The organism is Enterovibrio norvegicus (genome assembly GCF_002876705.1).
Classification (GTDB): Bacteria; Pseudomonadota; Gammaproteobacteria; order Enterobacterales; family Vibrionaceae; genus Enterovibrio; species Enterovibrio norvegicus_B.
The window spans coordinates 39,746-54,072 of sequence record NZ_MDAG01000001.1; the positions used below are offsets into that span (position 1 = coordinate 39,746).

The window sequence follows — 14,327 nt, forward strand, 5'->3', positions numbered from 1 at the left end:
TTATGTAAATAATTATTCTCATTTCGTGACTCGAGCATCTTACTTCCATTCCTGCTAGTGGATTGAGATTTGTTGCAGGTATAGGTTCTAGTATGATCTCTTTGTGTTCGAGGTTACTGGTTTACGTTGTAGGTAAAGAGATCCATCTGCTGCATATCTCCCTTACACAATTCAGGTTGTAATTCTGGGCAAGGTGGTTAGCCCACTGAGTCAACAATGCCTTCAACAGAGGTGAGCGATTAATGTCGATTAGTTGGTTCATGCGTCTACTGAATCAACACATCGCGTCTGAAGCCAACCGAGAAGACAAATGCACAGGTCATTTCTGGGAGGCGCGGTTCAAAAGCCAAGCGTTACTCGATGAAAAAGCCCTTGCGGCGGCGATGGCCTATGTGGATTTGAATCCAATAAGAGCGGCACTAGCAGAGACCCCTGAATCTTCTGCGCACACGCCTGTTAAAGCGCGTATAGCGTCATTAAAGAAAGAGGAAACCACCGCCCGTCATCTCTTTCCTTTTGTGGGAAACCCTAGAGAACCGATGCCAGAAGGACTGCCTTTTCGTTTGATGGATTATCTAGAACTCGTTGATTGGACAGGACGTCAATGCCGAGAAGATAAGCGCGGTAATATTGATTGTCGTTAGCCAGACATTCTTCATCGTTTAGGGTTTAACTCTGATGAGTGGCTTGACACTTATACCCAGGTTGAAAAGGGAACTCTGGTGGGTACTGAAACCTCTGTTAAAAATGCTTTGCCGCTGCTGGGGCGAAAGCGACTGTGCGGATTTCGAATACCCGCTAGCTATTACTACCCAACCTCCTTACGTTTTCGAGTTAACGCCGTCTTGGTGGTTTTCGCCTATCCGAGATTGGCCAATTATCAGTCAATCGTGCATTCTTTCGTTCTTTTTGACTAAAGGCCAGTTGCGCGCTCTTTATCTGGTTCAATAGTGGAAATTTTGGGGGATACAATCTCTTGTCATCTTAGGGCGCGTGTCCCGCTTATTCTTATTGACGCCATAGCCGTTTGGTAGGTGCAGGTTGCTAAAGCTAAATTTGGTTATAGCTGCCAGAAGCCATGTTCAATGGAGCCGAGAATATAGATAGCAAACTTACCTTTACCCGGTATTTCCAATGGCGGAACAGCTATTTCACCGCCTTGATCTTCAACATGTTTAACTGCTTTTTCGATATCTTCAACCAGGCAGTACGGACGAACAACCGGAGTTTCACTGTCACGAAGAGGAGCGCGAACTCCAATAATGCTGCCGTCAGCCAAGACACTCGTTCTCGCACCGCCGAGCATTTCGTCAGGATCACCAAAGCTGATATTTTGAGCCAATTCGTAAGCTGTACAAACAGATTCTACATCTGGAGATACGATTTCTAGATATTGTACTTTCATTCACTATTCCTTTGATTTTTCCGTTGTACTCAAAAATGCACCTAACGCTGCCATAAGCCGCAGAGCGTGAAGCCCGTTTTTGCAGGTTTTCTTGCAAAAAAAAAAGGGCGACGTTGTGGCGTAGGTTGGATGAATTTATTAGCGGTTTCCTGCATTGAACCATAGGTATTTGTTAAAGACACGCTCTTGGAACCAGGTTTGATTAGTCACACGTTTAATGACTTGCTCTCCAAGACGAATGCAGCGTTGCTGAGCGATATGATCCCCAAATGATTCAACGACTCGTCACTTATATCTCAATGACTAAAGCTCACTCATCCTTCATCAATATTGGCGCTACTCCCTACTATCGCTGCGTCTCGCGTTGTGTGCGTCGTTCATTTGTTGGTGCCTACACCATCGTTAGCAATCGTTAGTTCTTATGTGTGTCCCGTTAGTTGGTTTTTGAATGCATGTCCCCACTATAATACTTTTGTTAAAGTGGCTGTTTCAACGATACATATTGGCTATTGAATCGAGCTACAAACCATTCCAGTCTTTCTCGAGTCACTCTCTGATTGTTTGAATACCAATCATCATTGGCCTCTATTCCAGATAATGTTTCGTCAGTTTGCATTGCTAACCATTCAACAAATTCCGTTTTGGAAGAGAATGTTTTTATGATCCCGATATACTCCTCTCCAGGTTTATATTGGGTTCCATTGCGCCAAGTGAGCCATTCGTCGAAGTGAGTGTAGTGAAGCAAGCCCTCTTCGTATACAAAGCCAACACCACAGTAGCCGTAGTGACTGAAATCAAGCGCAATTCCTTTGACTAGCAGGCTATAAACTTTCTCTGCTAGATCTATCCCAAACTTCTGCTTCTTCTTCATTTAAATAAAGTCTTCGGTCAAATATAGAGTCATTGAAATTCGAGGCTCTGCATTATTTACTCAATAGATACTTCCGCAGTTCACGCTCTTCACGCATGACATACAAGATAAATACAATATCAGCATTTGTTTATAGAACACTCGGCAAGCACTGAATCGAACAGCACTATTTGAGCCATTGAGACATCTGGTCCTTTGCCTCAACGTGTTTTATCACTCTACCTTCAGCAACGGAACTTTCTCCGCGAGCGATACCTTCCAGTAGCGCAAGGCGATTCTGCATGAACTCGTATTTTTCGACATCCACGAGGTAGGCTGATGGGTTGCCATCTTAAGTGATCAGAACAGGTTCTTTGCTTTCGCGCAGTTCAAATAAGATCTTGGTCGCTTGGTGTTTTAACGACGTCACCAATTCTATTTTCATTTACACTACCCCGAAGAAACACTCAAAGTGACACTATTCGATCACTTTGAGTATGGCAAGATTGAGGCATTTTTGAGTGCCCGTCCCCACTCTACGTTCTAGGGAACAATTGTGAATAAATATCACAATTGTTCGTTTGGGGTTTAGGCGCTTAATGCGCCTTTCTTAGTTCATACTTTCTAGCGCTCACGTACCAAGAAGTGACCATAATTTGCTTTGTAAGCATTGTCTTTCAGTGCATCGTGCGCCAGTTCCGCGTAAGTACGTTCTATGCTATTGATCCCAACGGATGGGATCGAGTATTTTTCTGCTGACGAACCCCGCTGGCAGCGAGAGCGAATTGGATATTCTTTACATTGAGAGCCAGTAAATGCAAAGAGTCTTTGATAATCACCATCCCTTGAACTGTAAGTCGCCCCCAAAAGCGCTAAAAATGCGCGAGTGGCTTCTGGCGTGGCCATTTCGCCATGTTGGAATAAACGATCATCGGTGATCACTAGGCCGGCAGATTCAAAGAGTGCTTGGACTTCAGGTACTGTTGCATGCCGCCAGCCATACAAGATTGATAGCGGGTCTTGGGTGAGTAATTTTACACGTTCAATAGTATTCGGTATGTAGTTTGGCATGTCACGGTTGACTGAAGTGTAAGTAACATCCAGCCATTCCAATCCAGTGACGTTGTCAACAGTAATTAGGCCATCACCTTCGTGAAGAAAGTCAGCTTCAACAAGGTCTGCATGTGAAGAAGCGGAAAAAAGAGTGATGGCAAATATAGTAAGACCAAAAAGTACGGTTTTCATTTTCTATCCCTCGATAAATGGAAATAGAAGTCTAGGTGACTACTGAAACAATATTGAATTATTTGTCTATTTTTTTAGACTTTAGTGCACTTTTTGCATTCAACCATTACCACGACAAAAGGGCATATACGGGCTCTCTTTGAACATCACAGAAACAAGCACCGAAAGGGGAACAAATAGGAACAAATGGGACACACACTTTAAGAAAATCATCATCTACTCAGTTTCAATGCGCTGTGTACCTGAGCTCAAAAGCGTAGAGCGAAGATGAACATTGTATGGTTGGACGATATGCTTTTCGCATTGCTCAATGACTGACCACTTTAACTATGACAAAAGCACGCTCATCCCTTATTAGTGTCGATGCCACCCCTTACTATCATTGCGTTTCTCGTTGTGTACGTCGTTCGTTTCTTTGTGGTTACGACGAACAGGCTCAGCAAAGTTACGAGCACCGCCGAACATGGATTGAAAAGCGATTGTTAGCACTGGCGGGGGCGTTTTGTATTGATGTTTGCGCTTATGCCATCATGAGTAACCATTATCATCTGGTGCTTCATATCAATGCAGACAAAGCTAAAAGCCTGACTCAGCGTGGTGTTGTCGAGCGATGGCTGGCATTTCATCAAGGGCCTTCACTTATCCATCGCTTTATTCAAGGCGATAGCCTCTCAGAAGCTGAATCAGAGCAATGTGGTGAGATAATAGAGGTTTGGCGAGAGCGGTTAATGTCAATCAGTTGGTTTATGCGGTTATTGAATCAACACATCGCCTCAGAAGCCAACCGAGAAGACAAATGCACCGGTCACTTTTGGGAAGGGCGGTTTAAAAGCCAAGCATTACTCGATGAAAAAGCCCTTGCGGCTGCCATGGCCTATGTGGATTTAAACCCTGTTAGGGCTGCGATTGCAGCCACACCAGAAACGTCCGATTTCACGAGTGTCAAAGCGCGAATTAACGCTATTGAAAATGATAAAACCGCCACAGAAGGATTGTTCCCCTTTGTAGGAAACCCAAGAGAAAACATGTCAGAGGGTATTCCTTTTCGGCTGATGGATTATCTAGAACTTGTCGATTGGACTGGTCGCCAATGCCGAGAGGATAAGCGTGGTCAAATTGATAGCCGAACGCCTCCAATACTCAACCGCTTAGGGTTTGATTCCGCTGAATGGCTTGATGCCTACAAACATGCTGAAAAAGGAACTCTCATTGGCACAGAGTCATCCATTAAGGGCGCTTTATCTTTACTCGGGAGAAAGCGACTTTGCGGATTTCGACTCCCAGCCACCTAGAATGACCAAAACCAGTTCCGATTTTTGAATGACCACCTTACTGGTGGTTTTCGCCTTCCTGCAAAACACCCATTCCCAGTAATTTCAGCGGGTTCTTCTACTTTCCTGCCTAAAACCTAGGGGAAGAGTGTTATTTGGGCATAATGGCAGAAAAACAATTAATGTGAATTTCTGCCATATTAAGTGTGTGTGTCCCGTTAGTTGCTTCTGAAACTAAAGGAAAACTGACAACGCCGAGTGTAGCTAATCGTGTTGATGCATTTGTTATATTTATGATATGCGATATATATTTTTCAAGTACCAATCAGCTGTGACTCCTTGATGATTAGTTGTAGATGTAAGACTAGCCATAACATTAGATTTAACGTTTATATTTTGGTCTTGTAATCTCGAAATATCTTCATGAGTCAAATCGACAATTACATGCTGGCCAACAGAAAAATCAAATAATCCAATTTCCATTGGTTCATCTAAATCAATATCTACCACACTAAATAAACCTACCCTTTCAACTTGTGACCCACTATCAGCAATTGCGATATCCTTTCCGAATTCGCTAGCCATGAAATACCTTAATTTCATTGTGAATTCTTCAGCGTTAAGGGTATCACCAAAAGAAGTCTGGTTTGCCATTTGACGACCAAAGTCTTCGATTATACTAGTAGTTAAATAACCTAACTTATACTTACCATTTAAAGATGAGAAAAGTTCTTTGTAAATCGACTTTAAGTCATTAATACAATTAACTGCTTCAACTTTTAAATCATCACGTTTTTGTGATTTAAAACCATCATTAAAATGTAGGCAATTATTTCTTACTTTACGAATGGTATCGAATTTATTATGGATTGAAGCTGAGATTACACCTAGTTCTTTCAACTTCTTGGTACGCTCAAATTGAGATTGACTAGTTAATTCTTGATGTCCCTGCTTTTCCGCAAAATATTTGCACAAGTCCTCACCAGCAACCCCAACTAACGCGATTGTACTAAAGTATGCACCAATGGAATAGGTTAACTCAGCTTCTTTAATTAATCGGATGAAATCACCGGTTTCATCAACTACCCCTATATTCTCGATCTCCCATTTTCTTTCAACAACATTATCTATCTCTGAGTTTATCCATTCTTGAAAGGAATACTTATATGCAGCTTTATCTCTTTCAATTAATGCCTCAGTTTCCACGATATTAAATTTATTATAGTCAAACTTTGTACAATCAAAATATCTCATAACTCACCAAATAAATATAACGCCGCATTAAGGTGTGAGCGACGCTTGGCTATACTTGAGCGAAGCGAAAATGCCAAGTGTTGCGAATCACTCTTAAATGCTTCGTTATCTTAATGATTTTCGACCAAACCTATCATAATCGTGAACTATAGCTTCAAAGAGCTTAGACTCAAGTACTTTATCCGGATTATCAATCACATACTTTTCGATTTTAGCCAACTGATCCGCTGGAATTTGTTCGTATAGTTCAGATGTCTTGTTTGCAGCATCCATAATGTAGCTGTCAAAGCCGTCAGGAAATACGTATTCTCGAGGGGACATAGTCCCGCCACTAATTGCCACCCGACTCGATCTCATTTCTCTTGATTGTTTACACTTAACAACACCAAGAATGATAAATGACGGAAGCTTCGTGTAAATGTAAGTGCCTTGTGAGTTACCCACAATATCCATGGCGGTCGCACGAAGGAAGTATCTATTTATATTGGTTGGTAGGTTATCAAATGAAGTCGATGCTATAACATCGAGGGGGTAGATATGCTGCTCAAATTCATAGAGATTAGAGGCTTTCCCCAGTAAAAAATCAGAGAGACCCTTTTCCGCAGTTGAAAGCATATCTAAATACTCTTGAGAGTGAGTTTCCTCGCTATTTTTGCTCCGGACATACGTTAAAGTACGCCAAGACAATGAGGCAGAAAATTTAGCTAACCAATCACCATAAGAGGTGGTCAAGCTAGTATCTTCGATATATGGGTAGAATATTTTCAGAGAAAATAAACGCTCCCATGTAGAAAACAAATCTTCGCACGAACCGCATAGCCAGTGCTCTTTGGCAAGATCTTGACGTCGTTTACTAACCTGATTCCCTTCTCGTAGATATCCGGTAATTGCTGTTTTCTTTAGCCATTTACCAATGAACTTGGGAATGAAGTGGCTTAATTCAAGCTCAGCTTCTTTTTTACACAGTTTACAAACGCCATGCATACAATACTTACCTCCATTAAGATAACAACTTATTAGCGGGCAACTTGCCCGTTTAGTCCAAAATCGGGATGCCCGACGAGTCAGTGCATACGTGTGTGGGTTTACGATTTAGCTGCATAAAATCATATGGTTAACATTAATAGATTGCAGCTTGAATGTAGAAATCGGGCGTCCCGTACTAAAAATGTGCAGATTTTCACTATATGCACTTTGCTGCTGGAAATACCAACGCACTTCGAGGCAAAAACCTCTCAGGCTACCGCCCTTCACTTATCGGCACGCAACACGCCTTCACTGTCTGCATTTTTCGGCGCGAATGTACCACGAAGTGCATAAAGCAATACTTGATATTGATCTCACTGGAGCGCGAGTGGCGAATGTTCATACAGTCATTAGCGATTGGTGTTTTTTGAGTAAGTAGGAGAGGGCTGAAAGATACGTTTTGCAGGGCGCATTGCGTGTTTTGGCGCGTTGCGGAACGTCGCTGAACAGGCTCTGACAGCACTGTTCCTCTAAAAGCGCTATTCACAGCGTTATCTCACTCAGCTTCCCCCCAACCTTATCCCCAATTTCTGTGCATAACTCCCACGAAATCGATGGCTTCAATGGCTTAGGGATTGCAAGTGATTGTGTGACTTTTGTTCAACTTTTTTCTGTTAGCGTCAGGCACAAAAAAGGGCAGGATTCTCATCCTGCCCTTGGGTGTTTTTTCGCCTTGCTTAAAAGGCGATTTGCATGCGGTGCTTACACGTCGTAGGTGGTAGACGAGATGTTGCCGCCTGTGCCAGTCCAGTTAGTGTGGAAGAACTCGCCACGTGCTTTGTCCGTGCGCTCGTAAGTGTGCGCGCCGAAGTAGTCACGTTGTGCCTGAATCATGTTCGCTGGAAGGCGAGCGGTGGTGTAACCGTTCAGGAAGGTCAGTGCAGATGACATACATGGCATTGGTAGGCCGCTTTCGAACGACTTCGCCACCACTTTACGCCATGCTGGCAGGCTGCCTTGTAGGATGTCTTTGAAGTACGCATCAGTGCCAAGGAACGGCAGTTCTGGGTTCGCTTCAAACGCATCACGGATGTTGCCAAGGAATGCGCTACGGATGATACAACCGCCACGCCACATGAGCGCCACGTTGCCGTAGTTCAATTCCCATTTGTTGGCTTCAGACGCTTCGCGGATCAGCATGAAGCCTTGCGCGTAAGAGATGATTTTAGATGCAAGCAACGCTTGGCGTAGGGCTTCTAGCCACTCTGACTTGTCGCCTTCAACCGGCTGAATTGGGTTGTCGAATAGCTGTGCCGCTTCAACACGTTGGTCTTTCATTGAAGACAATACGCGAGCGAACACTGACTCGGTGATCAGGGTCAATGGAATGCCCAGATCAAGTGCGTTGATGCCTGTCCATTTGCCGGTGCCTTTTTGGCCCGCTGCATCCATGATTTTCTCAACCAGTGGTTCACCGTCTTCGTCGCGGTAACCCAAAATGTCAGCAGAGATTTCGATCAGGTAGCTGTTTAGCTCAGTGTTGTTCCACTCAGCGAAGGTCGCTTGCATTTCATCATGCGACATACCTAGGCCTTCTTTCATGAAGTGGTAGGCTTCGCTGATCAGCTGCATGTCGCCGTATTCGATACCGTTATGAACCATTTTCACAAAGTGGCCTGCACCTTCACGGCCAACCCAATCACAACATGCTTCGCCATCGTCAGTTTTCGCTGCGATTGCTTGGAAGATAGGCTTCACGAACGGCCAAGCTTCTGGGCTGCCGCCCGGCATGATAGAAGGTCCGAAACGTGCGCCTTCTTCACCACCAGAAACGCCCGTACCCACGAAGTGGATGCCTTTTTCGCGTAGCTCTGCAACGCGGCGGTTGGTGTCTGGGTAGTTGGTGTTACCGCCATCAATGATGATGTCGCCTTCGTCTAGCAGCGGCACAAGTGCGTTGATGAACTGATCGACAACATCGCCAGCGCGAACCATCAGCATCACTTTACGTGGTGTTTCAAGCTTGCTTACCATGTCTTCTAGCGAGGTTGCACCCACAATGTTGGTGCCTTTTGCTGGGCCTTCAAGGAACTCGTCCACTTTGGCAACAGTACGGTTAAAGGCAACGACTTTGAATCCGTGGTCGTTCATGTTCAGGATCAGGTTTTGACCCATCACGGCCAGTCCAATTACTGCAATATCGGCTTTCATTTATTTCTCCTTAGGCCAGCTCTTTCGCTGCGTCTGAATCTAAATACCACTCGGTTGTGCCCGCTTTTGAGCGAACATGTGCAGCAGGGTAGGCCTCTGCCGCAGGCGCGCTTTCAGCAATCTCTTTTAGGACGGCTGCTTTGCTTGCGCCTAACACCAAGTAGGTGATGCGTTTTGCGTTTTCCAAAAGGTGCGCGGTTTTCGACACACGGAGCTGATGGCTCTCTGGGTGTGACGCGATGGTCGCGATCTCTGTGGTTTTGTAATCTGTTTTGCCAGGGAACAACGAGGCGGTGTGGCCATCTGTGCCCATGCCAAGCATGATCCAATCGAAAGCAGGCACGCCTTCTTGATCCAGTGAACCTTCAGCGTTCGGAATGGTGTCGAACATTTCTTCCGTAAAGCGAATGACTTCGGCAGCTGCGAAATCTTCACCACGAATGCGGTGAATGTTCTCGGCTGGGATTTGGATGTGATCAAACAATAGGCCTTTGGCTTGGCCGTAGTTGCTTTGCTCGTCTTCTGGTGCCACGCAACGTTCGTCGCCCCACCAGAAGTGCAAGTTTTGCCACTGAATACTGGTGGCGTAATCAGACGCTGCCAAGTAGCTGAAAAGCTGTGATGGCGTGCTGCCGCCAGACAGGGAAATGTGCACAGGGCGTTGCATTTCGCTGTATTCCAGCAGGCTTTTTGCTAACGCTTCGACGACCTGTTGGCTGTCGTCAAATACGCGGTAATTCATGTTACTCATAGTTCGCAATAATCCGTGCTTGCTAGGTTTTTACAAGGGAAGCGCCATGAACGATCTTCTTCATCAAGCAGTTCGTCGGCTTCTTTTGGCCCCCATGTCCCTGCGGCATAGCCGTATAGGTGCTCTGGGTTTTCCTTGTATTCCAAAATCGGTTGTACAAACTCCCAACACGCTCTCACGGCATCAGTGCGGGCAAACAATGTGGCATCGCCTTTCATTGAATCGAGCAATAGGCGCTCGTAAGCCGTTAGCATTTGCGTTTCTTCAAGCGTGTCGTAATGGAAGTCCATGGACACTTCTTTGGCTTTAAAGCCTGCGCCCGGTTCTTTCAAACCAAAGCTCATTTGAATGCCTTCGTCAGGTTGAATACGAATAATCAACTTGTTCTCAGGGGCATTCGCGCCAAACACTGGGTGCGGCGTTTTCTGGAAGTGAATCACCACTTCGGTCACGCGGGTTGGCAAACGTTTACCGGTGCGCACGTAAAACGGCACGCCGTTCCAACGCCAGTTGTCGATAAACATCTTCAAACCAACGTAAGTTTCGGTGCGTGAATCGTCTGCCACGCCGTTCTCTTGGCGGTAACCTTTTAGGTGTTCGCCACGAACGTCAGATTCTGTGTATTGTCCCAATACCAGATTCTTCTGCAACTTTTCTTCGGTCAGTGGTTGTAGGCTATTCAGCACTTTTACCACTTCGTTACGCATGGAATCTGCATTGATAACCGCTGGCGGTTCCATGCCGACCATAGCAAGCACTTGCAGTAGGTGGTTTTGGAACATGTCACGCACTGCGCCCGCGCCATCGTAATAACCGCCACGTTCTTCTACACCGAGGAATTCTGCCGCAGTGATTTCAACGTAATCGATGAAGTTGCGGTTCCAAAGCGGTTCAAACATGCCGTTAGCAAAACGGAAAACCAACAGGTTCTGGACGGTCTCTTTACCAAGGTAGTGGTCAATGCGGTAGATCTGGTGTTCAAGGAAGCAATCGTGGAGGTTTTTATCAAGCTCTTCAGCAGTGGCAAGGTCATAACCGAAAGGCTTTTCTACAATCAGTCGTTTCCAACCGTTGTCTTCGGTGTTCAAACCGTGCGCAGCCAGGCTGCTTGGAATGATGCTGTATAGACTTGGCGGTGTTGCCAAGTAAAACGTGGTGTTGCCACCGGTTTTGTATTGTACTTCGATGTCGGCCAAACGCGTTTTCAGCGTGGCGTAGTCATCGACGTTTGAGGTATCGATCGCTTGGTAATGTACGCGTTCCAAGAAGGCGTTCAATACGTCTTGATCGACTTTCTCGTTCGCGGTGAGCGATTCTTTAAGCTTTTGCTGGAAGTCCGCATCGGAGTAGTGCGTGCGGCTAACGCCTAAAATGGCAAACTCTTCTGAGAGCAATCCATTGGCATAAAGATGATAGAAGGCGGGAATCAATTTGCGGTGAGTCAAATCGCCCGAGGCCCCAAAGATGACGATACAATTATTTTCAGGCTTAACCATAATGCTATCCCACTTGCCTGAGTCCGTCAGACAAGTCATTCATTTTTTAGTGCTAAAACTATAAACACTAAGGAAAAAAGTGATAGTCGGTTTTACCTATCAAAGTGATAGGCAGAACCCCGTTCTAATTGTGATGACACAACCCTTACATAGAACTATAGAGCGCCCGACACCCTTCTTGCTTTCAACGTGAATGCTATTTCATCATTCTGCATCTTTCCTGCACAAACGCTGCGAGAAAAGTGTGCGAACAAGAACGTTGGCATATGACGTTCGATACGAAAGTAAGAGGGCATGAATTCGCTGTGAAAGCGTTTTCATCACGCCGCCGCGGGGATTTTATATGAAGTTGCTTCGAAAATCTGTCGTTTTCCAAAGACAAATTTTAGGAAACCGACACGTATAGGAGACTGAAAGTAAGGGGGGAGTTGCAGTAAAACTGGTATTCGACCCGGCTTGGGCTGAGACTTGAGCTTGAGAGAGGAATGAAAAAAGGCGCTAGATGCGCCTTTTGGAAGATCAGGATGTTGCTCATTTTGGTTTTGAGCAATTAGCCATAGCTGAACATGAAATCATCTTCAGTAAGGTCTGAAAGCTGGGTGTTGTTGAACGTCACTGTGTTTGTTTGTGACAGTTCCAATACCACGGTTGCCCCGACTTGCGTGAGGCTGAGGTCTTCAAACTCATCACCTGTGTATAGCAGCACGATGGTGTCTTCACCTTGTGTGTAATCCACTACGCGATCATGGCTCGATTCGGACGGGAATTGCTCGTAGAAAACAAAGAAGTCGTTGCCTTCTCCGCCAATGTAGAAATCGTTACCCGTGGTGCCCACGAGGGTGTCATTACCGTCGTTGCCGAACAGACGATCATTGCCGATTCCACCAATAACAAGGTCATCGCCGGTGCCGCCTAGCATGTCATTGTTGCCCGCAACACCAATCATGACGTCATTGCCCGAGCCTCCACCAATGTAATCGTCACCGCCACCGCCGTAGATGACATCGTTACCTGCACCACCGATGATGCGATCGCCACCGTCGCCTTCAAACAATGACAGTGGGAATTGAATGTCGCCAAACAAAAAGTCATGAATGTATGGGGCGTAATCTTCAAGGGAGGTGACATCTGAAGATTGCCATGCGGTGTATAAGATGGCGAGGTAGTCTTCCGCTTCATCGCCAGGCGCAAAGATTTCTTGATCGGAGAGGTATTCATCTAACCGAAAATCATCCCCCATCAGCAAATCATTGCCGCCAAAGCCAATCAATGTGTCGTCGCCGCTGTCGCCGTTAAGTAAATCGTCACCTTGCATGCCGGAGATTTGGTCATCTCCTGTTGTGCCGACCTCGATATAATCAAACTCAATATCGGTCATCGTCGTCATGTTTCTCTCCTTGTAACCCTGCCAACTAAACGTCCTATTATTTGATGTTGCTGATTTAATTTATGGTATTTGGATACTTTTGTTGTGTCGTTTAGTTGAGATATCACCATAAATAAATCGATGAGACGCATGTGTTAAGTTTGAGCATATCCCTTGTGGTGCAAGGTGTTAAAGGTGAGTGGTTATTCACATTTTGACGGGGTGAGGTGTGGTAGGGAAAACAATACGCCGCACGTTAAAAGGCGACGTATTGGTGCATTGCATTCTGGTTATAGCGCCTTGCGTTAAGGTACTAGGTCAAACTTTTCTAGCTGCTTGCATTCTGGGGTTTCAAAATCTTCCGTCAACTGGTTGCAAGAAAGCGTATTGACGCTTCGCATGCAGGCGACGGCCGCTTTTTGAACGGCAGGATCGTCTGGAATATCGCGCATTTCAATTTTTGTTTGCTCACAGGCTTGATCCGCAATGCCATTCACCATGGCTTTCATTTGCTCGTTTTGCGCTTGCTCACCGAACATCTCTGATACACAGACTTTCATTTTTCCACACATATTGTCTAACTCGGTCATGAGTGCTGGAGAGATGGTGGCGTGTGAAATGGCCGGCACAAAAAGCACAGCCAGGGTTAAGCAGCGAAGGGTGTAAAACAAACGCGCAGATGAAAGACGATGAGTTCGCATAAAATATCTCGATAGTGTGTAGAGAAAAAAGGCAAAGAAAATACGCGTTGCGCATGATTAAAAGCGTAACACTGTTTGGTTCTTTTTCTCTGTTGCAGCAAAGAGATCCGCATGAAAGAACTGGCAAGATTGTTGGCTTACTGATTGGGTTTTTATTCAATTAAAGATAGGGCTCAATGACCTTGATACAACGGTCGACTGTTTCTTCCTTTTCACCGACGGGGGCGACGTAATCGACCACACGTTTTGCGTGTTCCAGGCCGGCCAATTTAGCAACAACCCACGCCGCGAGATAGTGAGAAGACAGACATCCCCCGGCTGAAGCGAGGTTACCTTGGGCATAAAACGCTTGATCGAGCACGGTTGCCCCTGACTCTATGAGCAAGGACTTGGTGGTGGCGTCAGTACAGGCAGGTGAATGCTGAAAGAACCCTAGCGAAGACAGAATTAAAGCGCCTGAGCATTGGCTACCAATACACTGCTTTTTCGGATTAAGCGCAATACGGTGTAATACATCGATGTTGCTGGCGATGTCTCGTGATGCTTTTCCACTGCCAACCAACACAGCATCTGCACTGTTCGCAAATTCGAGTGGCTGTTGAGTTCTCACTGTGACACCGTTCATTGAGGTGACATGATCATTTGGGCTGCAAAGGTGAACACGCCAGCCAAATGATTTCATGCGATTAAGCATACTGAGCGCGACGAAGGCGTCCATTTCATTGAAACCTTCAAACGTGAGAATGGCAATGTCCATGATGCTGCCCTCGTGCATAATGTGGTCGTTCAACGCATCGAATTCATCATTCGA

General features: G+C 45.5%; 12 protein-coding genes and 2 pseudogenes. 2 read left to right on the forward strand and 12 right to left on the reverse strand.

The features are described from left to right. Nucleotides 1-233: 233 nt before the first annotated feature. Nucleotides 234-803: pseudogene (locus BCT27_RS00230) on the forward strand (transposase); the annotation flags it as partial. 257 nt (nucleotides 804-1,060) lie between these two features. On the opposite strand, the gene BCT27_RS00235 reads toward BCT27_RS00230, so the two are convergent. The 4 genes and pseudogenes from BCT27_RS00235 to BCT27_RS00260 form a co-directional block, all read right to left on the reverse strand. Beyond that, nucleotides 1,061-1,405: a VOC family protein gene (locus tag BCT27_RS00235; RefSeq protein WP_102316036.1), complete on the reverse strand. Its 345-nt coding sequence runs from the start codon at nucleotides 1,403-1,405 to the stop codon at nucleotides 1,061-1,063. Nucleotides 1,406-1,880: 475 nt separating this feature from the next. Continuing rightward, nucleotides 1,881-2,276, reverse strand: a complete 396-nt coding sequence (locus BCT27_RS00245; protein ID WP_102394705.1) for a hypothetical protein — start codon at nucleotides 2,274-2,276, stop codon at nucleotides 1,881-1,883. Nucleotides 2,277-2,442: 166 nt separating this feature from the next. After that, nucleotides 2,443-2,700 (reverse strand): annotated as a pseudogene (locus BCT27_RS00255) (type II toxin-antitoxin system Phd/YefM family antitoxin). A gap of 179 nt (nucleotides 2,701-2,879) precedes the next feature. Next, a complete protein-coding gene (locus tag BCT27_RS00260) occupies nucleotides 2,880-3,500 on the reverse strand; it encodes a hypothetical protein (RefSeq protein ID WP_102394706.1) in 621 nt (206 codons plus the stop codon). Between the two features lie 329 nt (nucleotides 3,501-3,829). On the opposite strand from BCT27_RS00260, the gene BCT27_RS00265 reads away from it, so the two are divergent. Beyond that, a complete protein-coding gene (locus tag BCT27_RS00265; protein WP_102394707.1) occupies nucleotides 3,830-4,792 on the forward strand; it encodes a transposase in 963 nt (320 codons plus the stop codon). Nucleotides 4,793-5,062: 270 nt separating this feature from the next. On the opposite strand, the gene BCT27_RS00270 is transcribed toward BCT27_RS00265, so the two are convergent. From BCT27_RS00270 to BCT27_RS00305, 8 genes are all read right to left on the reverse strand, one after another. Then, nucleotides 5,063-6,025, reverse strand: a complete 963-nt coding sequence (locus BCT27_RS00270; RefSeq protein ID WP_102394708.1) for a hypothetical protein — start codon at nucleotides 6,023-6,025, stop codon at nucleotides 5,063-5,065. 105 nt (nucleotides 6,026-6,130) lie between these two features. Continuing rightward, nucleotides 6,131-7,009 (reverse strand): hypothetical protein, encoded by an 879-nt coding sequence (locus BCT27_RS00275; protein ID WP_102394709.1) that lies wholly within the window; start codon nucleotides 7,007-7,009, stop codon nucleotides 6,131-6,133. 744 nt (nucleotides 7,010-7,753) lie between these two features. Continuing rightward, complete coding sequence (gene gnd / locus BCT27_RS00280) at nucleotides 7,754-9,202, reverse strand: decarboxylating NADP(+)-dependent phosphogluconate dehydrogenase (protein ID WP_102316039.1); 1,449 nt, start codon at nucleotides 9,200-9,202, stop codon at nucleotides 7,754-7,756. A 10-nt stretch (nucleotides 9,203-9,212) separates the two neighbouring features. Continuing rightward, nucleotides 9,213-9,953, reverse strand: coding sequence for a 6-phosphogluconolactonase (gene pgl, locus BCT27_RS00285; protein WP_102394710.1), 741 nt, complete (start codon nucleotides 9,951-9,953; stop codon nucleotides 9,213-9,215). Further along, complete coding sequence (gene zwf, locus BCT27_RS00290; RefSeq protein WP_017008704.1) at nucleotides 9,950-11,449, reverse strand: glucose-6-phosphate dehydrogenase; 1,500 nt, start codon at nucleotides 11,447-11,449, stop codon at nucleotides 9,950-9,952. Before zwf ends, pgl begins: the two co-directional genes overlap by 4 nt. Before the next feature lie 550 nt (nucleotides 11,450-11,999). Further along, nucleotides 12,000-12,836 carry a calcium-binding protein gene (locus BCT27_RS00295; RefSeq protein ID WP_102392432.1) on the reverse strand — a complete coding sequence of 279 codons (837 nt, stop codon included), beginning with the start codon at nucleotides 12,834-12,836 and terminating at the stop codon, nucleotides 12,000-12,002. A 284-nt stretch (nucleotides 12,837-13,120) separates the two neighbouring features. After that, a complete protein-coding gene (locus BCT27_RS00300) occupies nucleotides 13,121-13,516 on the reverse strand; it encodes a hypothetical protein (RefSeq protein WP_102316042.1) in 396 nt (131 codons plus the stop codon). A gap of 160 nt (nucleotides 13,517-13,676) precedes the next feature. After that, the gene (locus BCT27_RS00305; RefSeq protein ID WP_102394786.1) at nucleotides 13,677-14,273 is read right to left on the reverse strand and encodes a DJ-1/PfpI family protein; all 597 of its coding nucleotides are present in this window, start codon (nucleotides 14,271-14,273) and stop codon (nucleotides 13,677-13,679) included. Nucleotides 14,274-14,327: the final 54 nt, after the last annotated feature.